This is a genomic window from sulfur-oxidizing endosymbiont of Gigantopelta aegis (assembly GCF_016097415.1).
GTDB lineage: Bacteria > Pseudomonadota > Gammaproteobacteria > GRL18 > GRL18 > GRL18.
Genome location: NZ_JAEHGE010000001.1, coordinates 3,582,857 through 3,607,847 on the forward strand (window position 1 = coordinate 3,582,857; position 24,991 = coordinate 3,607,847).

A 24,991-nucleotide genomic window follows, 5' to 3' on the forward strand; every position below is an offset into this window, starting at 1 on the left:
AATTTTATCCATTTTGAATTGTTAGCCTTGCTCATGTGCGATGCACACTACACAAGGCTAACAATCCAAACTGAATAAAATTCCGAGATTCTAAAGCAGCCACTAAGGTGACTGCGGGGGTGTCGGAATGCCTTAGTCTATTGGGGCTATAGCTCAGCTGGGAGAGCGCCTGCCTTGCACGCAGGAGGTCAGGAGTTCGATCCTCCTTAGCTCCACCAATACTAACACTCAGCAAAATCCAAAGGCGGATTAAGTATAGTTACTGACACATTGTAAGATTCAGTATTTATAGTTAATCCATTTTTTATGGATTAGAACGAAGACTTGGCAACAAGTCATCGTGCTCTTTAAAAATCAGTGAAGTAAACCAACGCAAATGTATCTTAGGTGATACATTGTGCTTGCCTGTTTTTTTATCCAACAAGCAAGTACAAACAATTACCGAGGGTATGCGTCTACAAGCAATGGCTGGTTGTATTGACAGTGCTCGCAAGAGGACAGAAGAAACAACTGGCTAAAGTTCAATAGTAGAAAAAGTAGTTCTTAAAAACGAGGCCACCGACGCAAGTTGGTGGTTGAATTCTTAGAAGAAAGTTACGAAAAGCGATCTTTATGTATCCATAGTCTTAACTAGCAATAGTGAGAGACAGGTATTTTCGACGCAACGACGCGAGTCGCAGCAAACAAAAGGCCGAGAGTACTTTGTGATATATAGTCAAGAGATTAAGCGCATACGGTGGATGCCTAGGCGATAAGAGGCGATAAGGACGTGGTAATCTGCGATAAGCTCTGACAAGGTGATAAACATCCGTTATAGTCAGAGATTTCCGAATGGGGGAACCCAGCCAGTGTAAGCTGGTTATCAATATCTGAATACATAGGATATTGAGGCAAACGAGGGGAACTGAAACATCTAAGTACCCTTAGGAAAAGAAATCAATAGAGATTCCGTCAGTAGCGGCGAGCGAACGCGGAACAGCCCAAAAGTTTAATAAGTGTTAGTGGAATGACTTGGGAAGGTCAGCCAAAGAGAGTGATAGCCTCGTACACGAAAGCACATATTAGATGAATCTGAGTAGGGCGGGACACGTGATATCCTGTCTGAATATGGGGGACCATCCTCCAAGGCTAAATACTCCTTATCGACCGATAGTGTACCAGTACCGTGAGGGAAAGGCGAAAAGAACCCCGGAGAGGGGAGTGAAATAGACCTGAAACCGTGTGCGTACAAGCAGTGGGAGCAGACTTTGTTCTGTGACTGCGTACCTTTTGTATAATGGGTCAGCGACTTAATTTCAGTAGCAAGGTTAACCGAATAGGGGAGCCGTAGGGAAACCGAGTCTTAATAGGGCGCAAGTTGCTGGTATTAGACCCGAAACCGAGCGATTCAGCCATGAGCAGGTTGAAGGTGCCGTAACAGGCACTGGAGGACCGAACCCACTTATGTTGAAAAATGAGGGGATGACTTGTGGTTAGGAGTGAAAGGCTAATCAAGCTCGGAGATAGCTGGTTCTCCTCGAAAGCTATTTAGGTAGCGCCTCGTATCTTACTCCAGGGGGTAGAGCACTGTTTCGGCTAGAGGGTCATACCGACTTATCAACCCGATGCAAACTCCGAATACCTGGAAGTACAATTACGGGAGACACACGGCGGGTGCTAACGTCCGTCGTGGAGAGGGAAACAACCCAGACCGCCAGCTAAGGTCCCAAAATTATTGCTCAGTGGGAAACGATGTGGGAAGGCCCAGACAGCTAGGAGGTTGGCTTAGAAGCAGCCACCCTTTAAAGAAAGCGTAATAGCTCACTAGTCGAGTCGGCCTGCGCGGAAGATTTACCGGGGCTAAGCAATATACCGAAGCTGCGGATGCCGCTATTTATAGTGTGCATGGTAGAGGAGCGTTCTGTAGGCTGATGAAGGTGTTCTGTAAGGAATGCTGGAGGTATCAGAAGTGCGAATGCTGACATAAGTAACGATAAAGGGGGTGAAAGACCCCTCGCCGAAAACTCCAAGGTTTCCTGCTCTACGTTAATCGGAGCAGGGTGAGTCGGCCCCTAAGGCGAGGCAGAGATGCGTAGTCGATGGGAAACTGGTTAATATTCCAGTACTTTTTATAACTGCGATGGGGAGACGGAGAAAGCTATACCAGCCTGGTGATGGTTATCCAGGTTTAAGCCGGTAGGCATGTCACTTAGGAAAATCCGGGTGGCTTTATGCCGAGACGTGATGACGAGACACCAAGGTGTTGAAGTGGTAGATGCTCTGCTTCCAGGAAAATCCTCTAAGCTTAGGTTATAAGGAACCGTACCCCAAACCGACACAGGTGGGTGGGATGAGAATTCTAAGGCGCTTGAGAGAACTCGGGTTAAGGAACTAGGCAAATTAGCACCGTAACTTCGGAAGAAGGTGTGCCCTCCATGGTGAAGCATTTACTGCGTAAGCTGAGGAGGGTTGCAGTGAACTGGTGGCTGCGACTGTTTATTAAAAACATAGCACTCTGCGAACACGAAAGTGGAAGTATAGGGTGTGACGCCTGCCCGGTGCCGGAAGGTTAATTGATGGGGTTAGCTTCGGCGAAGCTCTTGATCGAAGCCCCGGTAAACGGCGGCCGTAACTATAACGGTCCTAAGGTAGCGAAATTCCTTGTCGGGTAAGTTCCGACCTGCACGAATGGCGTAACGATGGCCACACTGTCTCAACCCGAGACTCAGTGAAATTGAACTTGCTGTGAAGATGCAGTATACCCGCGGCTAGACGGAAAGACCCGTGCACCTTTACTACAGCTTTGCACTGAACTTTGAACCTACTTGTGTAGGATAGCTGGGAGGCTTTGAAACCATGACGCTAGTTATGGTGGAGCCACACTTGAAATACCAGCCTGGTATGTTTGAGGTTCTAACCTAGACCCCTTATCGGGGTTGGGGACAGTGTATGGTGGGTAGTTTGACTGGGGCGGTCTCCTCCCAAAGAGTAACGGAGGAGCGCGAAGGTACCCTAATCCTGGTCGGAAATCAGGAGGTTTGTGCAAAAGCATAAGGGTGCTTGACTGCGAGACAGACATGTCGAGCAGGTACGAAAGTAGGCTTTAGTGATCCGGTGGTTCTGTATGGAAGGGCCATCGCTCAACGGATAAAAGGTACGCCGGGGATAACAGGCTGATACCGCCCAAGAGTTCATATCGACGGCGGTGTTTGGCACCTCGATGTCGGCTCATCACATCCTGGGGCTGTAGCCGGTCCCAAGGGTATGGCTGTTCGCCATTTAAAGTGGTACGCGAGCTGGGTTTAGAACGTCGTGAGACAGTTCGGTCCCTATTCGCCGTGGGCGTTGGAGAATTGAGAGGAGCTGCTCCTAGTACGAGAGGACCGGAGTGGACGAACCTCTGGTGTTCCGGTTGTCACGCCAGTGGCATTGCCGGGTAGCTACGTTCGAACTGATAAACGCTGAAAGCATCTAAGCGTGAAGCAGGCCTCAAGATGAGTTCTCCCTGACACTTTAAGTGTCCTAAAGGGTCGTTGAAGACTACGACGTTGATAGGTTGGGTGTTGAAGTGCAGTAATGCATGAAGCTAACCAATACTAATTGCCCGTGAGTCTTGACTATATATCGCAAAAGTACTTTCGAATAAGAGATTGTTTGAGAGAATTACATTCTACAGAATGAATTAAGGCTTTAGCGTATACCCAAAGATACGGTTGTTACCGAGTACCAAGGGTAACGATAACGACCAGCGTTGGGCGGTTTGATAACCGCCTGAGAAGTTTACTTCCAATATTCGAGCGAGGGGCGAAGCGCAAGCTAGCCTCTTACTCCACCGCCTTTCCTGGCGGCCATAGAGACATGGAACCACCCGATCCCATCCCGAACTCGGAAGTGAAACGTGTCATCGCCGATGATAGTTTGGGAGTTCCCATGCGAAAGTAGGTCACTGCCAGGGTTTAATACGGCTTGCACTGAAAAGTGCCAAGTTAAGAAGAAGCCCCTGAGTCTCACGACTCAGGGCTTTTTTTTGTGCGAAAGAAAAGATGCAAGAAAAAGACTAAAAGAAAAGCAGGGTTGATAGTTAGGTATCGTTGCGCTTAAAGTACAAGTTATTGAAACGTAGGATGCTGCTGAGGCACGATGCGCATCAATCTAGATGAAATATAACAAATATAATCTTGCTAGTTTTATAATTTTTAGTAAGATACCCCTCATGAACAAGCTAGACTCAGAATATGAGCTATTTAAAGCACTTTGTAACAAAGAACCCGTTGCTATTAATACTAAAAACACAGGCTTAATCGAGAGCTTGTTGGCCAAAAAATATAGGTATTAAACAAACTGCTAACAACTATAGAATAAAACAAGAGTGCATTGCTCTATCAGAAAAATTGCTCCGCAATAATCTTGATACGGCTATCAATAACTCAATTAATCCACTAAATATCACCTATCAAACCAATTCAACCAATAAACAAATCACGCAACAAAGCCAAATAGCAAAATACTCAGTGCTTTTAAGCGAATATCAATCTTCGGGTCAGGGAAGACGAGAAAACAATGGTTTTCACCGTTAGCGACAAATATCTGCTTATCAATGCAATTTGAACTACAACAAACACAGAATATACAATTCATTCCTTTAATAACAGCAGTTGCAGTTTGTCGTTCGTTAAAACAACTAGGTGTTGAAGCTTGTCAGATTAAATGGCCCAATGATATTTACCTTGAGGGTAAAAAATTAGCAGGAATTCTTGTTGAAAGTCGCTTTAATGCAGAAAAAAGTCAGTATATGTGGTTGGTATCGGACTCAATGTTAATATGGATGCTAACGAGGATATTGATCAATTGTGGACTAGTCTACGTATTAATCAAAATAAACGCTTTGATCGAAACATAATTGTTTCTTTGCTTCTATCCGAATTGATAGCAACCTATAATAGGATATCCGAATTTAATGCCTATGACTTTGTAAGAACATGGCATCAATATGATTATTTGTACGGTGAAACGATTACTATAGTCGATAGCCATGGCTCATACACTGCTATGGCCCAGGGATTGGCAAATGATGGGGCATTATTGATCAAACGATCAAGCAAAAAAAAGAGCAAGATAAGATATATTCAGCTGAAGTTTCGATAAAAAAGTCAGGACAGATCAAATAAGCCAATTTATCTTTCCATTGGTAGGATGTGGTGAGGAACGAACCACATCAAAGACGTAGATTTAAAACCATTGATGCGGTTCGTTCCTCACCACATCCTACATCTGAAGTGTAAACATCTTTTTGATCTATGCCAAAAGTCATAGGAATGCTGTGTGAAAATATTAAAAAAGAAGTGAGAAAAAATACGTGAGTTATGTGTTAATTGATGCGGGTAATAGTTGTTTAAAAATAGCCCGAGTATTAGAACTGGATAATAATGACATAAAAAACGACATAAGTTATAACATTATTGATTATACGGATTTATATGAAGATTTATTTTATGAACTAGAAGACTATACACCCTCAAAAGTATTAGTTTGCAATGTGTCCAACCCGCTTAATTTTCATATTATTTCTGATGTGATTTATAAGCTTTGGCAAATTGAAGCACATTTAGTACATGTTGAACAAGATAAATACGGTCTCACGACATTATATTCAAATCCAAGAACACTCGGGGCTGATCGCTGGGTGGGCATGATTGCAGCACGCGAAGAATTCAAAAAACACTCTGTGTCGTTGATTGCGGCACTGCTGTTACTATTGATGTTGTCACAGATATTGGCGTACACTTGGGCGGATTAATCACTCCAGGCATTAAAACAGCCCGTGATTCTCTCGGTTTGAACGCAAATAACTTACCTTCAGTTGAAAATAACAGTAAAAACATCAATAATAATGCATCATCCTTTTAGCGACCAATACACAGGATGCTATTTTAGGTGGTACGCTGTATCAACTAAGTGCCTATATCGAGCGTATTGTGTCTGAGATAAAAGAAGAGTTTGGTGAAGGTGTTGAATGTATTATCACCGGTGGCGATGCTGAGAAGATTCAAGCACTTACCTACCACCACTTTCATTATAGAGAAGCACTCATATTGGCAGGTTTAAAGATCGTGGCTAGAGAAAAATTTTGCAGGGATAGTATATGAAGTGGTTGTTTATCATTGCGGTGTTGGTAAATATTGCCTTTGGTGTCAATAATCTATTTTTTGTAGATAAATCCGACCTACAAACTGCCAGTACGGATGATTTTGATAAAACTCAAATAGTCTTACTCAATGAGATGGACTCTAATGCCTTAAGAGAACTTCAGGATAAAATCTTGCCAAAGCAGTCAGACTTAGCCGCTGATTTAGTAGACATTGACAATGAAACGCTCGATTTAGATAAAAATGTCTCTCAAGCTGAGAGTGAGACCCAAGCAGAAAACTTAGCTGAAACAAGGAGCCAAGAATTACCTCCCGTTGATAGTGATCAAGTATCTCAAGTCATCCCAACGCTTCCAAGAAGTTTATGTTATCGATTGGGACCCTTCAGTAAAGACTTAATGACTGATGTTAGACTAACACTAGAAGCACAATATCAAAATGAGTTATCTTTTGGTATCGAAACCACCTCAGCGATTACATACTATCGTATTTATATTCCACCTTTAAAAGACAAAAAAGCAATTAAAGAAATATTGGCTCAGCTAGACGAAAATGGTCTAAAAGATCATTATGTCATGTCTATCGATGGACGAAAAAATGCCATTGCTCTTGGCGTGTTCAAAAAAGATCGGCAGCTGAAAAGTCGCGACTAAAGCCGCTGGAATTGGTTTTTCAACCACCATAGAAGCCATTAGCGATGATAAAAACAGCCTTTATCAACTCATGGTGCTGTTTAAAAACAAACAGGATCAGGCTTTTTATCAAACGCTGGTTTTAGAAAAAGAACTTATCTCCATCGCCTGTGAAAATAAAGGTTGATCACACAAACAGATTCTGTATAATACGCCCTGTCTTGTCCCTAAGACGTTTTAACGATATGCCGGTATAGCTCAGTTGGTAGAGCAACTGACTTGTAATCAGTAGGTCCCGAGTTCGACTCTTGGTGCCGGCACCATATTCTTAATTTTTAAAAAAGTGATATCAATTCACCTTTTAAAAAATTACTTTAAAATCAAGTCAGAACCCAATCCTTCTACAATATATTATCCAATCTAATGTCCAATTAAAAATCCAATCTAAAGTCAATTCGCTACTCAAAAAATTAACAAAACAGAATACATTACACTTATTGTGAGCGATTAATTCTTTTTGTCAAGCTTTGTTCTAATATTTTTATCAATTCCATTTGTGGTGCCAAATCAGTCTCAACATACTGACGAGTCACTCTCAGATCTGAGTGTCCTAGTATATTTGAAAGAGTTAATATATTAATATTGGTGGTATTACCCAATTCTGAGGCCATGGTATGGCGAAACCGGTGAGGGGATACGGATATACCCGTATTTTTTTAAGTCTTTTAAAAATCCACTCACTTGTTCAACGCTACAAGTTAATCCATGATATTTTGAGTTGAACCTTGTGATATTAAAAACCTGGTCAGTTCGTTTTGTATTACCAACTTCTTTGTGTTTCTTCAGTAAAAACGTCAAGTCTTCAATTAATATGTCAGTAAGCGCTTAACGAACAGCGTTCTTTACCTTTTCAATTCTGATTTTTTAAAATTCCAGGAAGCAATGCTTCCAGCTTTTCAACCGTATCCGCATAAGGTAATTGGGTTAATACATAGACCATATACATATGGCTCAATATCATTGGCCTTAGCGGTTTCAATAAAACTATAATGAACTGCACTGGCATGTGCACCCTTTGGCGTATCTGAAAATAACCAGGCCTTTCTACCCACGCAGAATGGACGGATAGCATTTTCTGCCAGCACATTACTGATATTCAACCGACCAAGGCAAACCATCGGCATATTTTGAGATAATGATGTGTGCCATCAGGTGAATACTGCCCATTGATTTAGGTAATGGATGTTTTGGCATGACCGCAGCTTTCATTGAACGACTGTCTGTGTCATTGGTGCCTGCAAAGACGGCTTTTCCTGGAAGTATTCCAGTATTTGGACTTTAGCTGGAATGATATCCAGCTCTTCTCTGACTTTAGTGTAAAAACCTCAATGGCACCGGCTTTTTCTTCATCTGTCAGATCGATGAAGACAGGGACTCTTGGAATAGTCTTTGAGAAAGGCTTCCTGCCTGTTTTTCTTTCTTCTTAGGCGAAGTGGTTTTAGGTTCAGGAGCCCCTCGTTTTTCTGTTCAATGACACTCAACAATTCATTCTTGTCCGCGTGTGAAAAAGCGGAAAATATAGAGTCGTTTTTGTGGATTCAGCCTTGTTTTGCATGGCTTTATTATAACAAAAAATAGACTAAAAAATACTTAAAATACAGACTCATAATGCAATTTCTTATGCGGTTTCATGACACTGATATCATAGCCGTCTAATAGCCAGTTGATTTGTTGTCCGGTGATCATTCTGAGTTATTTTGAAGCACGGGAGCAAAGGCAATATCTTCAAAAAGGGTTGGTATCGATTATTTTTTTTTTAAAGCAAAATTAAAAATAGCCTTCATATGACGAAGGTAAGTATTCCATGTTGTCGTACTGGCCTGTTCTAATACTGTATCTTTCCAGTTGGCTTGGGTTTTTTTATATGCATAAAATCAATTTCCTGAATAATAGATGAATGAGGGCAACATTCATTAAATCGTCTTGAAATTGACAGATAATTCTCTTCAGTTCTTGGATTATTGATCTTTGCGCATAGGTAATATTGAACCATCTCTTTAATAGTCATTAGTTTTAACCTCGTTATTTTTATTAATAGTTAAAAACAGCCTCATCCAACATGTATAATCACCTTATTGAATTCAGGGTGCTTACCATCAGGATAAATCACATTAAAAGGGAGTAAATAGATGAGCCATGATTTGGGTCTGGCGTCAAACCTTGTCCGGTTGCGCAATTAGCGGTTTCATTCTGAGTCATCGATTATTGTCAGTGAAGATACTTGATAGGGCGAAAAGCGACCGATGTGCGGCTTTTGCACTTGCACGAAAGCCTGGTTTGAGCGTAATGAGCAATCGCTTGCGATAACTGTCGCAATTTGATTAGACGCATGATGAATATCGGTGCAGCAATCATATTGTCAAATAGTATTCACTGAGGTAATGAGCAAGCTATTGGTTCATTTTTGACAAATAGTACCTGGCACTATATCAATATCATCAAGAATAAGTAGCTCATATTTATCCAGCTTTTTCAGTTCAAATTCCAGAGATAACGCTTCTTTTGCCTTTTGAAGCATTTGCACCAATGAAGTGCTGCTCATGAATTTAACCCGCACTGATTGCTCGATGAGTGCGTAACCAATAGCGGCGGCTAAATGCGTTTTCCCCAGACCACTGGCACCAAATAAAAGCAGATTATGTCCTTGCCTGAGCCAGTCTAACTGAGTGATTTTTTTGTTTGAGCTGTTGGGCTGTCACACCGGTTATTTCATTAAAGTCATACTGTGATAACTGTTTACCAATGGGTAGTTTGCTTTCTCTTAATAAGCGCTTTAATTTGTTGTCATGCCGGTAACTGGTTTCTAATTCACATAAATGGGCTAAAAATAATTCAGGCTCCCAATCTAATTCAATGGCTTTTGTGAAACCTGCTGCCATTGTTTGACCATGGTCGTTAAACGTAATTCTTTGAGTAAAAACGGTAATATCATCTCGGTAAGCCGATGATTTAAAGGCATTGGGCTTTTGGCTAACGAGTGAATGATATGTTTATAATTGATTGAACGCGAACGGATATGGCGGTGTGCATAAATACGCTTTAAACTTAAGGTCAATTCATGACCATAGAAACAATCTAAATGTTGATCATAAATATGGATCAATAACGTGGTACCAATCAATCGGGAGGGTACGGTATAAGTGACTCGTTTAACTGAAATGGTACTCCTTGTGGTGACTTTAACATAGATCACTAAAGCCATTGGTGCGGCGGCTGGGAAGCGGTTTTAAGTGTGCTTTTTCTTCATTAAATCGTGTTTTACAGCGTATGTTTATTTGGCGAACGATGTCATCAATAAAGGCTTCATAATCCAATAAGGCGGTAAAATCTCGACTGCCACGAAGGAGTAGCTTTTGTTCGATTCGGCGTTTTAAATGACCATTAGGGGATTCAATGGCTCCATTTTCATGGGCAATGCCTTTATTGTTTCGAGTGGCTTTTTATACCATAGTATTGACATAATTTTTCATAACGCTCGGTCAGCTTTTCTTGTTCATAATGATTGTTAAATGCAGCACTTAGGCTATCGGTTCGGTGGCTTACAGGGACACCGCCTGATTGCCATAGCGCATTCTGTAAGCCTGAAGAAAGAGATTCAAAGCTCTCTCCACCTAAGACAACTTGAACATAAGTCCAGCCACTATAAACCAATCGGTAGTGATAAAGTTTGTGTTTAAAATCTTCTCCGTCAATCGTGATTTTAAGCTCATTAGCCCAGGTGTAATCTGAAATACCCATATCACCGGCAATGTGTTTTTGTTGAAAAATAACTTCTTGCTCCGGTCCTTCCTGAGCACGCCAGCGTTTGACTCGGCGTTGCAGTGTTCTTAGGTGAGTGTTGTCAAATTGACCGGGTTCTAGCTCTTCCAGTGCTTCTAATAAGGTAATGGGCTGTAGTTTGGGCTCAATCTCAAGTAAGGGCACTAAATGTTGTTCAAAAGCACCATTTAAGGGATCTTTTCGAGTTTTGTACTGTCTGGGCTGTGTGGTGCCGCCGGGGTGCTTACCTGTATCAATGCGTCGCGCTGATCTTTCTGAAAATCCTGCTTTGGCTGCTGATGAAGCTTGAGTGTGATTCGGTTGTTTTCGATGTGACATGTATAACTTGACCTGTTCTTGGGTAATTGATTTTCCAGACATAAAAATCCTTCTCGATTAATGTGTCTGGAGTGTATCAAACCGGCCAAGCTAGTTGTCGCCGACCGGACAAGTTAATTGTCGCCTAATAGATGATGAACAATGCTGGTATTTTGATGATATACCCCATCGTATTCTGACGGTTGAACGGCTGAATCGAGTACCAACACCAGGTCACATGACTGCTGAACGTAGTCATAATGATTTTAACTTTGCATTTATGGATCGTTTGCCAGCAGGCAGTATTTTCACTATGTCCATTATTTTCAAACCACAGGATGTGATAGCCAACCACCTTGGAGGAATTATTAATGCCTCAGTGGGTACGGAAGATGATTCGTAAGCGCTTAACGAACAGCGTTCTTTACCTTTTCCAATTCTGATTTTTTAAAATTCCAGGGAAGCAATGCTTCCAGCTTTTCAACCGTATCCGCATAAGGTAATTGGGTTAATACATAGACCATATACGCATATGGCTCAATATCATTGGCCTTAGCGGTTTCAATAAAACTATAATGAACTGCACTGGCATGTGCACCCTTTGGCGTATCTGAAAATAACCAGGCCTTTCTACCCACGCAGAATGGACGGATAGCATTTTCTGCCAGCACATTACTGATATTCAACCGACCATCTTCACAATAAACAGTCAGCTTAGGCCATTGATTATCAATATAGGTGAGTGCTTTTCCTGTCAAGCTGTCGTTCGGCACTTTGCCCAGGGTGTTATCGACCCATGTTCTTATTTTCTCAAGAAGCGGCAGGCTCTGTTTCTGACGAACCTTAAATTTTTCATTAACACTGGCTTCTTTTATCTCACGCTCAATTAAATACAGCTTATTGATATGGGCCAGTGCCACATCGGCTTTTGTAGGCTTTTGATTGCTCTTTTTCTTTGGTTGTGCCGTCTGAGAATCTTTGAATTTACGGCGAGTGTGATCCCAGCAGCCGACCGATGTGGCATTATTTTGTGCACACACGGCATTGTAACCGGCATAGCCATCGGTTTGCAGATAGCCGCTAAAGCCATCAAGCAGGCGCAGTGGTACTTCCTTCTTACGAGAAGGATCGTATTCAAACAGCACACTGGGTTGTCCAGGTGGCCCGCCACGACTGACCCACATGTATTTGTTCGAATGAGCACTGAGTCCCGGCTCTTTTAATACTTTGAGCACCGTTTCATCCATTTGGATGATGTCACCCGACAGTTGATGTTCTCGCATGAGGTTGATGAGCGGCTGGAACTGATGAGCCAGTTTAATAGCCCAATTGGCCATGGTGGCTCGGGTTATATCGCCGCCATAGCGTGATAATATGCCTTCCATTCGATACAGAGGCAAACCATCGGCATATTTTGAGATAATGATGTGTGCCATCAGGTGAATACTGCCCATTGATTTAGGTAATGGATGTTTTGGCATGACCGCAGCTTTCATTGAACGACTGTCTGTGTCATTGGTGCCTGCAAAGACGGCTTTTTCCTGGAAGTATTCCAGTATTTGGACTTTAGCTGGAATGATATCCAGCTCTTCTCTGACTTTAGTGTAAAAACCTCAATGGCACCGGCTTTTTCTTCATCTGTCAGATCGATGAAGACAGGGACTCTTGGAATAGTCTTTGAGAAAGGCTTCCTGCCTGTTTTTTCTTTCTTCTTAGGCGAAGTGGTTTTAGGTTCAGGGAGCCCCTCATCGTCAGCCGCCTGCTCAGCTTCATCAAATAAGCGTTCCTGACCATCACTTTTTTCACTGCTGGGTGCAAAGCGTTTACTACGAGCCAGACGAAGGGCTTCTTCCAGTATTTTTATACGTTGGTTTTTCTGTTCAATGACACTCAACAATTCATTCTTGTCCGCGTGTGAAAAAGCGGAAAATATAGAGTCGTTTTTGTGGATTCAGCCTTGTTTTGCATGGCTTTATTATAACAAAAAATAGACTAAAAAGTACTTAAAATACAGACTCATAATGCAATTTCTTATGCGGTTTCATGACACTGATATCATAGCCGTCTAATAGCCAGTTGATTTGTTGTCCGGTGATATTCATCAGGTCATCTTCACCCTTTGGCCATTTGAACTTTTCTTCTGAGAGACTTTTGTAATAGAGTACAAAACCGGTATTATCCCAGAAGAGGCATTTAATTTTATTACGCTGACGATTGGTAAAGGCATACAGATGGCCTGCAAAAGGATTATGACCTAATTCACATTCAACAATGGCACTGAGGCCAATAAAACTTTTACGAAAATCAACAGGCTTCAGATAGAGATACACCTGTGGCAGGCTGAGTGATGGAAGTATGGCTGACTTCATTGGAACAATCCTGCTAATTGTTTTACCAGCTGTACATTATCGGCAGTCACCCCTTCAATGCGTAGCTGATTGGGTAATTCTACAATTAATGCTGAGGTGCGGGCTGAATAGTGTGTCGGGGAAGATAGTTGAATAAAACCATTCCCCTTTGTCATCGCACTGGTTTGCGTTGTTGCACCCAGCAACTTACGCTTGTAATAGCCAAAACGTTTGATGGGTAGCCCATGTTCCTGACAATAGGATGCCTGGCTGATACTGTTTTCATTCCATTGATTAACGTGGTCTTGCCAAAATTGTTTTGAGTTGGCTTGGGTTTCTGGTTTCATTGATGTGCCTCATAATTAATCGATGGATTGATTATGAGGCAGGGGAGATATTTTTTGAATAACGCTAGATGGTTAAGCGCTTACGATGATTCTATTCTGGCGGCAGAGGAAGCCGCTCATGCCAAGCGTCAAATCGCTCTGAAAAACAAGTTTCATCCTGTGAATCTGTCTTTATACATAAAAGCAGATACGCTGTCAGAGCTGGATGAAATGACGTATGAAATTGATTCTTTATTGATCAGCAATGATCTCCAGCCTATCGATCTGAATAGTGACTTATTAACTCTGGACAGCTATCTGAAAAATCTGCCCATGGCCTATGATGTGGAATACGATAAATTCAGTCGTCGTTCAAGATTAATGCATTCCCTGGATATTGCAGCACTGAGTCCCTTATATGGTCGCTCCCGTGGATCAGTAATCCTGGCTTAAATGAATTTAACCGGGGAGGTGAGGCTCTTTTCTGGATCCCATAAGAGATCGCAAACAAAATGCGCATTTATTAACACTGGGTCCAACGGGAGCAGGCAAGAGTTCTTATCTGGTGAAGATCATTCGCTCCATGTTTGCTATTCATCGCCCCCGTATTTTTATTATTGAAGCAGGTAACAGCTTTGGCTTGTTGGGTGATGATTTTAAACGTCTGGGAGTGAGTGTTAATCAGTTAAGCCTGAAACCCGGTACCAAAGTGTCCATTCCTCCCTTCCGAGATGCAACGGCTTTGCTAAAAACCATAACAGAAACGGATATTGATGCCATTGAGGATGATGATCAGATTGAAGAAGTTGAGTCTGTTCAGGATAAACTAATGAATTCAGAAGCTGATCCTGATGAAAAAAGGGATCAGTTGGGTGAAATGGAAATTGCCGCAAAGATCATGATTACTGGTGGGGATGAAAATGAGAAGTTTAACAAATCTGATCGCCTGATTGTACGCCGTGGTATTTATCGGGCAGCAGAAACGGTTGCTAAAGATGGGCGTAAACAAACTATGGTAACCGATGTTGTCAACGGATCCGTGAGGTTTCACATTTTGAACTAACCCAAAATAATAATCGAAGTAAAGGAGAACGAGCCTCTGAACTGGCCGATGCCATGGAATTGTTCTGTGATGGCTTTACTGGAGAATTATTCAATCAGGAAGGGGAGTATTGGCCGGAAGCAGATATTACCGTTGTGGATCTGGCTTATCTGGCTCGTGAAGGATATGAAACTGAATTGGCAGTAGCTTATACCGGATTGATGGTAAACGTCAATTAAAACCCACGTTCACAATAAGCTTCAGTTAGCTCAAACTATGATCTTCAATTCGTAATTTGGAGATACAAATGAGCAACCATTCAAAAGATGCTTCGATGAAGCAACACATAGAGAGCCTGCCAAGCCAGTAACTTAAGCCAGGCAGTTTATTGTCAACAACATAAGATACCCTCTCATATTTTTAGCTATTATCGAAAGAAGTTGGGTTATGTTAGCTCATCAAAACAGGTCAACACCAACAATCAACTCATTCCCATTAATTTACTGGCCAATTCCCCACAAGCAATGCAATTAAAGTAAGCCATACCAATGGTTTCAGTTTGGAAATCAATTCTGATACGAACCTGAATCAGCTCAAGTCCATTCTGGATTTGCTCAGGACTGTTTCATGATAACGGGCATCACAGTCAATCAGGTTTATCTGGTTTCTGGTGTTACCGATATGAGAAAAGCAACCAATGGGCTATCACTGATTGTCTCAGAGCAATTGGAACACAATCCCTTTGATGGCAGTGTCTTTGTTTTTGTAATCGTCAGCGAGATAAACTTAAAATACTGTACTGGGAGCGTAATGGTTTCTGGCTTTACTATCGTACACTTGAAAAAGGGAAATTCCAGTGGCCGATGGAAAAAGAACAACCCACTCTTTCGTTAACACTGAGAGAATTACAGTGGTTACTGGATGGTTTATCTTGCACACAACACCATGCTCACCCTGAAATTCATGGTCTGGAAAACAACTAAAAAAGTCCCTTTAGATGCGCATTAAACAGAATAAATACAAGCATTTAACGCTCATTTTTAGTATAATATAACGCATGAGTTCAACAGACAAAATACTACCAGAAGAGATACCAACGCTCAAAAACAGGGTGCTTGAACTCCAGTCAAAAGTGGACTGGTATGAGGAACAATTTCGTCTGTTGCAACATAAACGGTTTGGTACTTCCAGTGAAAAAGAAGTTCACCCCGACTTCTTTAATGAGGCAGAAACGTTCGCCGAAGAAGCACCGGAAGTCCGTGAAACCATTACTTATGAGCGTAAAAAGCCCGGTCGTAAGCCTTTACCTAAAGACCTACCTCGTAAAGTTGTTCGTCATGAGTTATCTGAAGCAGAACAAGTCTGTGACTGCGGTCATCACTTGCATGAAATTGGTGAAGAGACCTCAGAGCAACTGGAAATTGTTCCTGCTCAGGTATATGTTGTAGAACATGTTCAGGTTAAATATGCCTGTCGTGCTTGTGAGGAAGGCGTTAAAACTGCTCCTAAGCCTGCACAGCCCATTCCTAGAAGTTTTGCATCACCCAGCCTGCTGGCCTATATCATTGTTTCTAAATTCCTAGACAGCTTGCCTCTCTATCGACAGGAAGCGATATTTAAACGCTATAAGATAACACTTTCCAGAGCCAGTATGTCCAACTGGGTGCTTAAATCAGCTGAATTACTCAAACCCTTTTATAATCGGTTGTTGTATTATCTCATTAGGCAGAAAATCATCCAGGCCGATGAAACAACGATGCGAGTGATCCATGATGGACGTGAGAATTGCCCTAAATCTTATATGTGGCTCTATCAAAGTGGCGGCTATCATTCCAAGTGTCCCATTGTTTTGTATGAGTATCAGCCTACTCGTGCAGGCCAACATGCCAAAACCTTTTTAACGGGGTTTTCAGGTTACCTGCAAACGGATGGCTTTCCCGGTTATCATATATTCGAAAATGAGAACAGTGAAGTCACTTTATTAGGCTGCATGGCACATGCTCGTCGCAAGTTCCATGATGCCTTAAAAGCATTACCCAAGAACAGTCAGAAAAAGCCTGGCATGGTACAAATGGCGATCAGTAAAATTGCTAAATTGTATGCGATTGAAAAACAAATCAAACCGCTCAATGCTGAACAACGTTACCTGATCCGTCAGGAAAAAAAGCAAACCACTACTGGATGACTTTAAAAAGTGGTGTGATGATAAAGTGACTAAAACAACAAAAGACAGTAAGTTGGGTGTCGCTATTCGTTATGTGATCAATCAATGGAAGTATCTGACTGTCTATCTTGAAGAGGGCAACCTCCAGATTGATAATAATATGGCAGAGCGGCGGATCAAACCCTTTGTGATTGGGCGCAAAAACTGGGTCATGAACCAAAATCCTCGTGGTGCTGAGGCCAGTGCTATTTTATATTCAATCGTGCAAACAGCGAAAGCAAACAACCTAGAGCCCTTTGCCTTTTTAACACACATTCTGACTGAGTTACCTAAGCTGGGCAGGCATTATGATGATGAGGCTTTAGAGCAATTGTTGCCATGGAATTTGACTGAAAAAATTCAGCCTTTAAATAAAGTGGAATGATACGTCAACGTGGGAAGTTTTGACGTATACGTTTTAATAATTGATGCGCTTCGTACCTCAGCAGCATCCTACGAGCGAGTAATGTAGGATGCTGCTGAGGTACGAAGCGCATCATCAATAGCATGAATGCTAATCAAGCACTAGCTTAAGAAGCCAATTGGATTATAGTTATGATTAGGAAAAACCGGTCCTAAAGTGTTATTACCCAGGTGTCTTGAAAGCACTTCAGAGAAGACATCGGTATAATCAATCGTCTTGGCTAAATAACGACCTTGATAGAGTTGATCTTCCCTTAGACCCGGCCACTGAGCGCCCGCGCCATACATTCCCCCATTGATTGAATTACCCACAGCAAACCAACTTGATGCATTGCCATGATCGGTGCCGCGACTACCATTTTCTCGTGCGGTACGACCAAACTCGGTCATTGTTAAAATGACCACATCAGAATCAGTGGCAGTGCTAATGTCCTTATACAAGGCAGCAATTCCCGAAGCAAAATCACTGTGTCGAGTTGCCTGACTGCCTTCGGCGCCACCCTGATTTGCGTGGGTGTCCCAACCGCCGATATTCACCGTGGCGAGTTCCAGACCAACATCAGATTTAATTAATTTTGCTACCTGAGTCAATTGACGACCAAATGAACTGTCGGGATAAGTCGCACCATTTTCAGGGGTATAATCCGCTTCAGATACATCGGCCAATGTCTCAAGGTTGTTGAGCATGATTTGACCTTGTTGATGAACCAGATCACGATTTGGATTATCAAATACGGAGTCACCATAGATATTTAATAAATTTTCTATGGTGGCACTATCAAAATTATTGGCACCGAAATCGGAAATATTGTTAAAGGTCATAACGCTTTCTGAGCCCCGTAAGGCATGCACTAATTCATCACCCATACTAACGGCTCTGACCAGTGAATCTCTTTTTAAAGCGGCCATGTGTCGATTGAGCCAGCCATCTGGCAGGCGAGTCGGCATACCGCTTTCTATTAGATTTTGACTCTCAAAGTGGGAACGTGACGGATTGTTATAATGCACTGCGGGCATAACCGCCATCACACCTTGCTGATAAAGCTCATGTAATGGCGATAGCGCAGGGTGCAAACCTAATAAACCATCTAAGTTTAAGGCACTGGCTGCGCTAATAGAGGGCGGGCTGATACCAATGGTCGGACGTAAGTTATAATATTCGTCGTCACCAAAGGGAATGACGGTATTAAGGCCATCACAGGCACCACGCTGGAAAATGACCACCAGTGTTTTACCGGCAAACTGATCAGGCCCTGCAGTTTTAATGATTGGCGTGGCCGAAGCCGCAGCCTCTTTTTTTAAGTTGCCTAATAAAATGGCATTACTCATCAATGCATTGGCAGATGTTACCGTTGGATTAAAAGGATTGCCGTAAAGGAATGATCCTGAAGCCAGTGGCACCGCCATTAAATTGCGGATAAATTTTCTTCTGTTCATGACAAATCCTTTATTGAAGTTGATAAGCTGGAAAACTTAAAACGGTTGCAATCATTGCTCGCAATGCTTGCTCAGACCCTTCTGCATCCAGTTCAAAGGGCACACGGCCATCCTGTGTCAGCTTGTTGTAAGCGACTGACCATTCAAATGGTGTGTAGTCACTATCGACAGTCAGCATCAGTAAATAGCCCAATACACCCTGTGCAGTCTCATAACCACGGCTTCTAAAAAATTCCGTGACACTGTTGAGATAAGTATTACTGTTGTAATAATTTTCTTCGTTAAATGCCAGATTAGTGCCGAAGCGAATGCGGGTCATGAGCTGGTTCATATTGATCCATTTATCGCCGGTTTCAGCCCAGCCTGTAGGGACAGGATTATGAAACAAAGGCATGCCCAGATTTTGTATTTCAGCATAGGTATTACGTGGCGAATGCTGAGCCATCAAATTACGTTCAGCACCGGCGAGAAACTCAATGGGGGTTTTGAATTTCTGGTGGAACTGTCGGGGTGAATTAAATTCAGGCGAGGCAAAGATTGTTTGCAATACCTGTTTTATGTTGCCATTACTACTGAGGAAGCTTGCGGCACAACCGCTGATTGAACCTGGTAGTGGCTTATCATCAACAAAAACTTGCAAGAGCTTAGTACAGATAAATTTGGCCGTGGCAGGGTGTGAGGCTAATATGTCAAGTATCATGTCACCGCCTTCTACGCCTAAACCGGCAGGGATAACATTACCGACAAAGAGTTTTTCTCCGTAGTCATGTCGTGACTCATTAAAGTAGAAGGCATGATCTCTTTCTTGCCAACCGGTGAATACACGGGCAACTTCAGCGACATCCTCATTGGTATAACCGCCATTGACTCCCAGTGTATGCAACTCCATTAACTCGCGAGCATAATTTTCATTAGGCTCTTCTTTGCGATTGGTAATATTGTCCAAATAAACCATCATGCCGGGGCTCTTTGAGCTAACGGCAAGCAAGTCACGAAAGTTACCCAGGGCATGACGGCGAAACAGATTATTCTCACCGAGTTCATAACCGACATGACTGGTTTTATTGACATCGGTATTGAAGTGATTTTCCCAGAACCAGGTCATTACTTCTAATAATTGACGCTTACTATAAATTGCATACTTAAGCTGATAATCAATTAGGTCACGATGCGAGTCAGGCACTTCAAAGGCAATTCTATCCTGGAATGCAGTATCATCAATCGTTGAAGGATTGAGCTGTTGATTAATAAACGCCTGAGCACCCATTTTGCGTACTTCATCTAATAAGTCAGGTGTTGCGCCAAAGGTGAGGCGATTGATTAGCTGAACGCCATCATCAATGACTGAAACGACTTGTAAATTGACTGTTTCGCTGGAAAGATTACCGGCTGAATCCACTGCTTTGATGACAACATCAATGGTGGCGCCTAGAGTGACTTCCTCAACGACTAAAGTCCAACGACCGCTTGCGGATATTTCTATTTTGGAGTCACTTTTAACCTTGCCATAAATAGAGTCATTCACGTCAGCGCTTAGGCGTCTCACGCCGGTATTATCGCTGACATTACCGGATATGAGGAATCCTTTGACAGATACTTTGTCACCATTGAGGTGTGAGCTAATATCTAACGCCGGGAATTCATCATCTACAATTGAGTTGACGCTTAGTCCCACTTGAGTTTTATTTTGAGCCACATCATAGGCGGTCACACTCAGTGGAATATTGCCTAATCCACCCAGCATTGCAGCATTGACTGAATATTCCCAATAATTATTTGATACTGTTGCAAGACCAGAGCTACCACCAATATTGACTTCAACTCTATCAATGGCATCATTGTCACTGACTAGTCCTCGTAATAAAAAGCCATTACTACTGACTAAGGCATTTGCAGAAGGACTGCTAATGGAAATAACAGGTACTTTTTGATCAGGTCTATAGGTTAGGCCGGGGCTAATTGAAAAAACAACTTTGCCGCTTTCGCTGATCCAAGGTGAAAAGTAATATTTGTTCTGTGCAAAGGTGTTTTTTGCCAAAATCGTATAAAGTCTGCCTGAGTTAACGCCAGATAAATCAAAGTTTACGACTCCTTGTGCATCGGTTGTGCCGGAGTTCTTCCAGTGCAATTTTCCATCGGGTGTTTTTTCAATGGAGGTGAGCTTAAAACCGGCCATTGCCTTGCCATTGCGCGCATCAATGAGAGTAACGGGTGTATTACCGACTGCAAACGAAAAGTTGCCTGTGGTATTTAATATCTCACTATAAACGCTACCGGCTTGATAAGGTGAGCTTTTTAACTGATAAAGTCTGCCTGAGCCCAGGCCATCTAAATCAAATGCAACTTTACCCTGGGCATCCGTTGTCAGACGTTGACGCCATTTGTATTCATCGTTAGGTAAAATTTCTTTGACATCAATGCGCTGGTTGGCAAGCGGTTGATTAGTCAAGGCGTTAACCAGGGTGACATTTAAAGGTTTATTGCCCACGGTAAAAGTCACTGCACCGAGAGTGAGGTCTGGGCTATATTTGGTACTACCATCTATGAGGCTAGTGGCTCGAAGAAAGTATTCACGGCCATTGCTTAAACCGGGTAGTAATGTGGCTATACTTAACCGGACACACAACTTAAAATAACTAAAAGATAAAAAGTGTGACCTAAAATGAATGATCAAACAAAAAAACCGAATAAAAGCTATACATCAGAATTTAAAGAATCAGCTGTCAAATTAGCTAATGAGACGGATCAACCCGTTTCTCAGACTGCCAGGGAGCTAGGTGTTAATGTAAATACTCTACATACCTGGATCAGTAAATATTCCAAACCGGTGAAGACGGTAGCCAATAGAAGTGATGAACACATTTATGATGAAGTAAAACGTCTGAAAAAAGAATTGGCAAAAGTGATTCAGGAGCGTGATTTATTAAAAAGGCCACAGCGTACTTTGCAAGGGAAACTTTGTGAAGTACGCATGGATAACTGATCAGGCTAAAGATTACCCGGTAACGATTCTGTGCCGTTTTATGGATGTTTCCCGTAGTTGCTATTATGATTGGGTTAGCTCTCCTAAAACGGATAGAGAGAAAGAAAATGAAGCGCTTACTGAGCAGCTAAAAAACTGTTTGAAGACAGTCGCAAGACTTATGGAACCCGTCGTCTTAAAAGAAAACTGGCTGAAAAAGGCGTTCATATAAGCCGCCGGAGAATTGGTCGATTAATGAAAAAGCCGGTTTGTTTTGTAAAACGAAGAGACGCTTTAAAGCGACGACTAATTCCAAGCATAATAAGCGTATATCTCCAAATTTACTGGAAAGAGAGTTTACTGTCTCTCAACCTGATCGCTACTATGTGGGTGATATTACCTATATTGCCACCAAGGAAGGCTGGTTATATTTAGCGGTTGTCATTGACTTATTCTCTAGGCAAATTGTTGGCTGGTCGATGGATGAGCGAATGAAAGCCAAGCTAGTCAATGATGCTTTACTGATGGCCATATGGAAGCGTAAACCAATGGATGGATTGCTTTGGCATACTGACCGAGGTAGCCAATATGCCTCTGATAGTCATAGAAAAATATTGTCGGATCATAACATAATTCAGTCTATGAGCCGCAAAGGAAATTGCTGGGACAATGCTGTATCAGAGAGCTTCTTTCATAGTTTGAAAACTGAATTGACGCACCATTGTCGATTCAAAACCAGAGTAGAAGCAAAGCAGGCAATATTTGAATATATTGAGGTATTTTATAATCGGGAGCGACTTCATTCGGCTAATGATTATTTGTCACCAGTCGATTATGAAATACAGCAGGAAATAGCTTAAATCGATTGATTGAAGAGGGTAAAAGGCGACATAAATGCCGCCCATTACCGTTGACGGCCATCGGCTCCTCAGCCTGTGCCGTGAAGATATTGTAACAGGATCATTACCGTTGTGAAAATACCTTGGGTGAATGGAACGGCTCTATCGTTCCAGAGGGCAAAGCCCTTTCTCTTCATCTGTTTAAAGTTAACATGAGAAACTAAAATGATAGGAAATACAAAATGACAAAAATCACTTGAAACAGCCAAAAAAATATTTAGAAAACTGTCCGGAAAAGTGTTGACACATCATAGATCAAAACGAATAATACCACTGGTGTCGGTATTACCGGATGCGTGCCATTTATTGCTAGCATCACTTAATCGCTCGTATACTGTTATTCTAAAATCAGGCAGTGCTTTTTCGCTGGCGCCACTTTTTACCGCAACAGCTAAGGTGCCGACATTAAAACTGAAAGAGCCGGTAGTCGTGATAAGATCGGAATAACTATAGAGATTATTGTAAACCTTGGATGCTAATTTATAGCTTCTTCCTGCACCGAGACCATCTAAATCAACAATGATTTGACCATTTGCATCAGTAGTTCTTTCAGTGATCCAATCACTTTTATCATTAGCTAATAGCTCCTGGACAATCACTTTTTGGCCAGCAATAATTTGTCCACTAATGCTGTCACGTAAGGTAATGTTGAGAGCTTTGTTGCCTACTTTAAAAGCAATTTTGCCAATATTTGAGATGATCTGGCTATTTTTATAGCTACTATCAACGGGACTTTTTGCTTTTAAGATGTAGTTTGTGCCGCTCCCCAAGTTTTCCAAATCAAAACGAATGATACCCTGTTGATCGGTTTTACCTGAGGTGCGCCATTTTTGTTTGCCATCGGCCAAAATCTCGTAAGCAGTGATGGAATAATTTTTTAGGAGGCTTCCATCTGCACCGGAAGTAATGCTGGCACTCAGGGCGCCGACTTGAAAAGCAAAGATACCACTGGAGGATACAACTTTGGAATAGGTGGTAATGTTGTTAAATGCATTAACAGTCAACACATAATTCTGACCGAAGCCTAGGCCTTCTAAAGTGAATATTGCCTGCCCTTGAGTATCGGTGGTCTTATTGGCAAACCATTTTAGCTTGCCATCAGATGCGCGTTGATAGGCGGTCACGCTAAGCCCGGAAAGCTTCTGTTGGGATAAGCGATCAGTTAAATTAACGGTGAGTTGTCTGGTTTGAGCGGCTTCAAGCTGAGCATAAGGGGTCAAAACCAGCACTAATAATAGTGTGAGGAGTGACAGGAAGGCTCTACATTTCTCCCAAGCATATCGTTGTAGAATGTGTTGAAAAGAATGATGCTGGCTGACATCTATTGTTTGTTTTATTAACACATTGCCCCCTTTCCTTTATTGTTGATTATATTAATATTTAGTTTAAGCATTAATATAAAAAGGGGTGTGAGTGCTTTCACAGTTAAGAGTTTTAAGTGCTTTTAATGTGGAAATTTGTGCGTTAGTTCAATAAATTTCACCAGCTCAGGGCTATTTTACGAGCTCAGGGCTGAGATGTGGTTTAATCGTCTGTAATATCTCTTTAAACACTTTCGGTGTACCAGCGACAATATTGCCGGTTTCCAGGAAGTCATCACCACCGGAAAAGTCACTGACTAGGCCACCGGCTTCGGTGATTAATAAAGCACCTGCTGCCATATCCCAATCATTGAGGGCAATTTCCCAGAAGCCATCCAAGCGTCCAGCCGCCACATAGGCTAGGTCTAATGCGGCAGAGCCGGGTCTTCTGATGCCGGCAGTCATTGGGAATAAGGCTTTAAAAGTAGCCAGATAAGAATCTAAATGTTGTTGATCTTTAAAAGGGAATCCAGTGCCTAATAATGCACTTTCTAAGCCTTTTTGTTTAGAGACACGGATACGGCGGTCATTGAGCATCGCACCTTCACCACGGCTGGCAGTGAATAATTCTTGATTAGCCGGATTAAATACCACCGCCTGAGATAAACGGCCATTTTGCTTAAAAGCAATGGAGACGGCAAACTGAGGGAAGCCATGGAGAAAATTGGTGGTGCCGTCTAATGGATCAATAATCCACTGAAATTTTTCATCACCGTCAAGTAGGCCATTTTCTTCGGCCTTGATAGCATGATTGGGATAAGCTTTTCTAATCGTATCAATAATCACCATTTCAGCCTGACGGTCAACATCGGTGACAAAGTCATTGGCGCCTTTATTGGTCACTTTTAAGCTATCGACTTTGTCCATGGAACGGTAAATAACAGTACCGGCTGCGCGAGCGGCACGCACTGCAATATTGAGCATAGGATGCATTTGGAAGTCTCCGTAAAAATGCTGATATTGGCCTTAGCACTTAGGGCTAAAGACACGAATTAGAAGAATATTAACTACATTGGTATAAAATCTAGCGAGTATTCGGTGTTAAAGAGCAAATAAGCGACATATTATAACATCAATACGTGTTAAAATTCACTTT

At 42.1% G+C, this 24,991-nt stretch carries 22 protein-coding genes, 2 tRNA genes, 2 rRNA genes and 6 pseudogenes; 17 read left to right on the forward strand and 15 right to left on the reverse strand.

All coding sequences use genetic code 11. The annotated features are described in order from the left end of the window. The first annotated feature begins 142 nt into the window (after positions 1 to 142). The 3 genes from JEU79_RS18360 to rrf all read left to right on the forward strand — a co-directional run bounded on the left by JEU79_RS18360 (position 143) and on the right by rrf (position 3,934). A tRNA-Ala gene (locus JEU79_RS18360) sits at positions 143 to 218 on the forward strand. Positions 219 to 713: 495 nt separating this feature from the next. Then, positions 714 to 3,600: ribosomal RNA gene (locus JEU79_RS18365) — 23S ribosomal RNA — on the forward strand. A 219-nt stretch (positions 3,601 to 3,819) separates the two neighbouring features. Beyond that, a 5S ribosomal RNA gene (gene rrf / locus JEU79_RS18370) occupies positions 3,820 to 3,934 on the forward strand. Positions 3,935 to 4,458: 524 nt separating this feature from the next. Here the strand turns inward: rrf and JEU79_RS25800 are convergent. Then, positions 4,459 to 4,617, reverse strand: a complete 159-nt coding sequence (locus JEU79_RS25800) for a hypothetical protein (protein ID WP_214660658.1) — start codon at positions 4,615 to 4,617, stop codon at positions 4,459 to 4,461. On the opposite strand from JEU79_RS25800, the gene JEU79_RS28815 reads away from it, so the two are divergent. The 6 genes and pseudogenes from JEU79_RS28815 (at position 4,577) to JEU79_RS18400 (ending at position 7,080) form a co-directional block, all read left to right on the forward strand. Beyond that, a complete protein-coding gene (locus JEU79_RS28815) occupies positions 4,577 to 4,879 on the forward strand; it encodes a lipoate--protein ligase family protein (RefSeq protein ID WP_198265278.1) in 303 nt (100 codons plus the stop codon). The two genes, JEU79_RS25800 and JEU79_RS28815, sit on opposite strands and share 41 nt — an antisense overlap. Continuing rightward, positions 4,774 to 5,124 (forward strand): hypothetical protein, encoded by a 351-nt coding sequence (locus JEU79_RS26800; protein WP_246540401.1) that lies wholly within the window; start codon positions 4,774 to 4,776, stop codon positions 5,122 to 5,124. The genes JEU79_RS28815 and JEU79_RS26800 overlap by 106 nt, the downstream gene beginning before the upstream one ends. Before the next feature lie 220 nt (positions 5,125 to 5,344). Continuing rightward, a pseudogene (locus tag JEU79_RS18385) lies at positions 5,345 to 5,886 on the forward strand (type III pantothenate kinase). Positions 5,887 to 5,954: 68 nt separating this feature from the next. Further along, a complete protein-coding gene (locus JEU79_RS18390; RefSeq protein WP_198265281.1) occupies positions 5,955 to 6,125 on the forward strand; it encodes a hypothetical protein in 171 nt (56 codons plus the stop codon). After that, positions 6,122 to 6,778 carry a hypothetical protein gene (locus JEU79_RS18395; RefSeq protein WP_198265282.1) on the forward strand — a complete coding sequence of 219 codons (657 nt, stop codon included), beginning with the start codon at positions 6,122 to 6,124 and terminating at the stop codon, positions 6,776 to 6,778. Before JEU79_RS18390 ends, JEU79_RS18395 begins: the two co-directional genes overlap by 4 nt. Positions 6,779 to 7,004: 226 nt before the next feature. After that, positions 7,005 to 7,080: transfer RNA gene (locus JEU79_RS18400), tRNA-Thr, on the forward strand. A gap of 171 nt (positions 7,081 to 7,251) precedes the next feature. On the opposite strand, the gene JEU79_RS28820 is transcribed toward JEU79_RS18400, so the two are convergent. The 6 genes and pseudogenes from JEU79_RS28820 to JEU79_RS18430 all read right to left on the reverse strand — a co-directional run bounded on the left by JEU79_RS28820 (position 7,252) and on the right by JEU79_RS18430 (position 10,957). Then, positions 7,252 to 7,461 (reverse strand): tyrosine-type recombinase/integrase, encoded by a 210-nt coding sequence (locus JEU79_RS28820; RefSeq protein WP_425511186.1) that lies wholly within the window; start codon positions 7,459 to 7,461, stop codon positions 7,252 to 7,254. A 206-nt stretch (positions 7,462 to 7,667) separates the two neighbouring features. Beyond that, positions 7,668 to 7,923, reverse strand: a pseudogene (locus tag JEU79_RS18410) (transposase domain-containing protein); the annotation flags it as partial. 1,292 nt (positions 7,924 to 9,215) lie between these two features. After that, positions 9,216 to 9,488 carry an ATP-binding protein gene (locus JEU79_RS18415; protein ID WP_198266070.1) on the reverse strand — a complete coding sequence of 91 codons (273 nt, stop codon included), beginning with the start codon at positions 9,486 to 9,488 and terminating at the stop codon, positions 9,216 to 9,218. After that, positions 9,454 to 9,696 (reverse strand): ATP-binding protein, encoded by a 243-nt coding sequence (locus tag JEU79_RS18420; RefSeq protein WP_198265284.1) that lies wholly within the window; start codon positions 9,694 to 9,696, stop codon positions 9,454 to 9,456. The genes JEU79_RS18415 and JEU79_RS18420 overlap by 35 nt, the downstream gene beginning before the upstream one ends. Next, complete coding sequence (locus tag JEU79_RS18425; RefSeq protein ID WP_198265285.1) at positions 9,663 to 10,019, reverse strand: Mu transposase domain-containing protein; 357 nt, start codon at positions 10,017 to 10,019, stop codon at positions 9,663 to 9,665. The genes JEU79_RS18420 and JEU79_RS18425 overlap by 34 nt, the downstream gene beginning before the upstream one ends. 218 nt (positions 10,020 to 10,237) lie before the next feature. Next, the gene (locus JEU79_RS18430; protein ID WP_198265286.1) at positions 10,238 to 10,957 is read right to left on the reverse strand and encodes a hypothetical protein; all 720 of its coding nucleotides are present in this window, start codon (positions 10,955 to 10,957) and stop codon (positions 10,238 to 10,240) included. A 52-nt stretch (positions 10,958 to 11,009) separates the two neighbouring features. On the opposite strand from JEU79_RS18430, the gene JEU79_RS18435 reads away from it, so the two are divergent. Continuing rightward, on the forward strand, positions 11,010 to 11,297 hold the full coding sequence (locus JEU79_RS18435) for a TraC family protein (RefSeq protein ID WP_198265287.1): 288 nt from the start codon (positions 11,010 to 11,012) through the stop codon (positions 11,295 to 11,297). A 4-nt stretch (positions 11,298 to 11,301) separates the two neighbouring features. On the opposite strand, the gene tnpC (JEU79_RS18440) is transcribed toward JEU79_RS18435, so the two are convergent. The 4 genes from tnpC (JEU79_RS18440) to tnpA (JEU79_RS18450) form a co-directional block, all read right to left on the reverse strand. Continuing rightward, the gene (gene tnpC / locus JEU79_RS18440) at positions 11,302 to 12,480 is read right to left on the reverse strand and encodes an IS66 family transposase (protein ID WP_343075016.1); all 1,179 of its coding nucleotides are present in this window, start codon (positions 12,478 to 12,480) and stop codon (positions 11,302 to 11,304) included. Continuing rightward, the gene (locus tag JEU79_RS26805) at positions 12,387 to 12,791 is read right to left on the reverse strand and encodes an IS66 family transposase (RefSeq protein WP_246540129.1); all 405 of its coding nucleotides are present in this window, start codon (positions 12,789 to 12,791) and stop codon (positions 12,387 to 12,389) included. Before JEU79_RS26805 ends, tnpC (JEU79_RS18440) begins: the two co-directional genes overlap by 94 nt. A gap of 106 nt (positions 12,792 to 12,897) precedes the next feature. Beyond that, a complete protein-coding gene (gene tnpB / locus JEU79_RS18445) occupies positions 12,898 to 13,263 on the reverse strand; it encodes an IS66 family insertion sequence element accessory protein TnpB (protein WP_198262804.1) in 366 nt (121 codons plus the stop codon). Next, complete coding sequence (gene tnpA / locus JEU79_RS18450) at positions 13,260 to 13,589, reverse strand: IS66 family insertion sequence element accessory protein TnpA (protein ID WP_198262442.1); 330 nt, start codon at positions 13,587 to 13,589, stop codon at positions 13,260 to 13,262. Before tnpA (JEU79_RS18450) ends, tnpB (JEU79_RS18445) begins: the two co-directional genes overlap by 4 nt. A 54-nt stretch (positions 13,590 to 13,643) precedes the next feature. Between tnpA (JEU79_RS18450) and JEU79_RS18455 the strand changes: the two genes are divergently transcribed. The 6 genes and pseudogenes from JEU79_RS18455 (at position 13,644) to tnpC (JEU79_RS18475) (ending at position 17,198) form a co-directional block, all read left to right on the forward strand. Next, positions 13,644 to 14,021 carry a TraC family protein gene (locus tag JEU79_RS18455; protein ID WP_198265288.1) on the forward strand — a complete coding sequence of 126 codons (378 nt, stop codon included), beginning with the start codon at positions 13,644 to 13,646 and terminating at the stop codon, positions 14,019 to 14,021. Positions 14,022 to 14,133: 112 nt separating this feature from the next. Then, the gene (locus tag JEU79_RS18460; protein WP_198265289.1) at positions 14,134 to 14,631 is read left to right on the forward strand and encodes a hypothetical protein; all 498 of its coding nucleotides are present in this window, start codon (positions 14,134 to 14,136) and stop codon (positions 14,629 to 14,631) included. A 53-nt stretch (positions 14,632 to 14,684) separates the two neighbouring features. Then, positions 14,685 to 14,849, forward strand: coding sequence for a hypothetical protein (locus tag JEU79_RS18465; protein WP_198265290.1), 165 nt, complete (start codon positions 14,685 to 14,687; stop codon positions 14,847 to 14,849). Positions 14,850 to 14,975: 126 nt separating this feature from the next. Beyond that, a pseudogene (tnpA, locus tag JEU79_RS28825) lies at positions 14,976 to 15,149 on the forward strand (IS66 family insertion sequence element accessory protein TnpA); the annotation flags it as partial. A 142-nt stretch (positions 15,150 to 15,291) separates the two neighbouring features. Further along, a pseudogene (gene tnpB / locus JEU79_RS28830) lies at positions 15,292 to 15,593 on the forward strand (IS66 family insertion sequence element accessory protein TnpB). Positions 15,594 to 15,667: 74 nt separating this feature from the next. After that, positions 15,668 to 17,198: pseudogene (gene tnpC, locus JEU79_RS18475) on the forward strand (IS66 family transposase). A gap of 140 nt (positions 17,199 to 17,338) precedes the next feature. Here tnpC (JEU79_RS18475) and JEU79_RS18480 read toward each other — a convergent pair. Both JEU79_RS18480 and JEU79_RS18485 read right to left on the reverse strand, forming a co-directional pair. After that, positions 17,339 to 18,673 carry a DUF1501 domain-containing protein gene (locus JEU79_RS18480; RefSeq protein WP_198265291.1) on the reverse strand — a complete coding sequence of 445 codons (1,335 nt, stop codon included), beginning with the start codon at positions 18,671 to 18,673 and terminating at the stop codon, positions 17,339 to 17,341. A gap of 10 nt (positions 18,674 to 18,683) precedes the next feature. Beyond that, positions 18,684 to 21,161 carry a DUF1800 family protein gene (locus JEU79_RS18485; RefSeq protein WP_214660626.1) on the reverse strand — a complete coding sequence of 826 codons (2,478 nt, stop codon included), beginning with the start codon at positions 21,159 to 21,161 and terminating at the stop codon, positions 18,684 to 18,686. 174 nt (positions 21,162 to 21,335) lie between these two features. Between JEU79_RS18485 and JEU79_RS18490 the strand changes: the two are divergent. Continuing rightward, positions 21,336 to 22,495: pseudogene (locus JEU79_RS18490) on the forward strand (IS3 family transposase). 287 nt (positions 22,496 to 22,782) lie between these two features. Here JEU79_RS18490 and JEU79_RS18495 read toward each other — a convergent pair. Together JEU79_RS18495 and suhB are read right to left on the reverse strand one after the other, a co-directional pair. Beyond that, positions 22,783 to 23,877 (reverse strand): hypothetical protein, encoded by a 1,095-nt coding sequence (locus JEU79_RS18495; RefSeq protein WP_198265293.1) that lies wholly within the window; start codon positions 23,875 to 23,877, stop codon positions 22,783 to 22,785. A 150-nt stretch (positions 23,878 to 24,027) separates the two neighbouring features. Continuing rightward, the gene (gene suhB, locus JEU79_RS18500) at positions 24,028 to 24,828 is read right to left on the reverse strand and encodes an inositol-1-monophosphatase (RefSeq protein WP_198265294.1); all 801 of its coding nucleotides are present in this window, start codon (positions 24,826 to 24,828) and stop codon (positions 24,028 to 24,030) included. Positions 24,829 to 24,991: the final 163 nt, after the last annotated feature.

Excerpts from the sequence above, each read along its gene's own strand:
- JEU79_RS28815 (WP_198265278.1), top strand. The coding sequence starts at position 4,577 with ATGCAATTTGAACTACAACAAACACAGAATATACAATTCATTCCTTTA.
- JEU79_RS25800 (WP_214660658.1), bottom strand. The coding sequence starts at position 4,617 with ATGAATTGTATATTCTGTGTTTGTTGTAGTTCAAATTGCATTGATAAG.
- JEU79_RS18395 (WP_198265282.1), top strand. The coding sequence starts at position 6,122 with ATGAAGTGGTTGTTTATCATTGCGGTGTTGGTAAATATTGCCTTTGGT.
- JEU79_RS18420 (WP_198265284.1), bottom strand. The coding sequence starts at position 9,696 with ATGGCAGCAGGTTTCACAAAAGCCATTGAATTAGATTGGGAGCCTGAA.
- JEU79_RS18425 (WP_198265285.1), bottom strand. The coding sequence starts at position 10,019 with ATGGCTTTAGTGATCTATGTTAAAGTCACCACAAGGAGTACCATTTCA.
- JEU79_RS18430 (WP_198265286.1), bottom strand. The coding sequence starts at position 10,957 with ATGTCTGGAAAATCAATTACCCAAGAACAGGTCAAGTTATACATGTCA.
- tnpB (WP_198262804.1), bottom strand. The coding sequence starts at position 13,263 with ATGAAGTCAGCCATACTTCCATCACTCAGCCTGCCACAGGTGTATCTC.
- tnpA (WP_198262442.1), bottom strand. The coding sequence starts at position 13,589 with ATGAAACCAGAAACCCAAGCCAACTCAAAACAATTTTGGCAAGACCAC.
- JEU79_RS18465 (WP_198265290.1), top strand. The coding sequence starts at position 14,685 with ATGGAATTGTTCTGTGATGGCTTTACTGGAGAATTATTCAATCAGGAA.
- JEU79_RS18480 (WP_198265291.1), bottom strand. The coding sequence starts at position 18,673 with ATGAACAGAAGAAAATTTATCCGCAATTTAATGGCGGTGCCACTGGCT.
- suhB (WP_198265294.1), bottom strand. The coding sequence starts at position 24,828 with ATGCATCCTATGCTCAATATTGCAGTGCGTGCCGCTCGCGCAGCCGGT.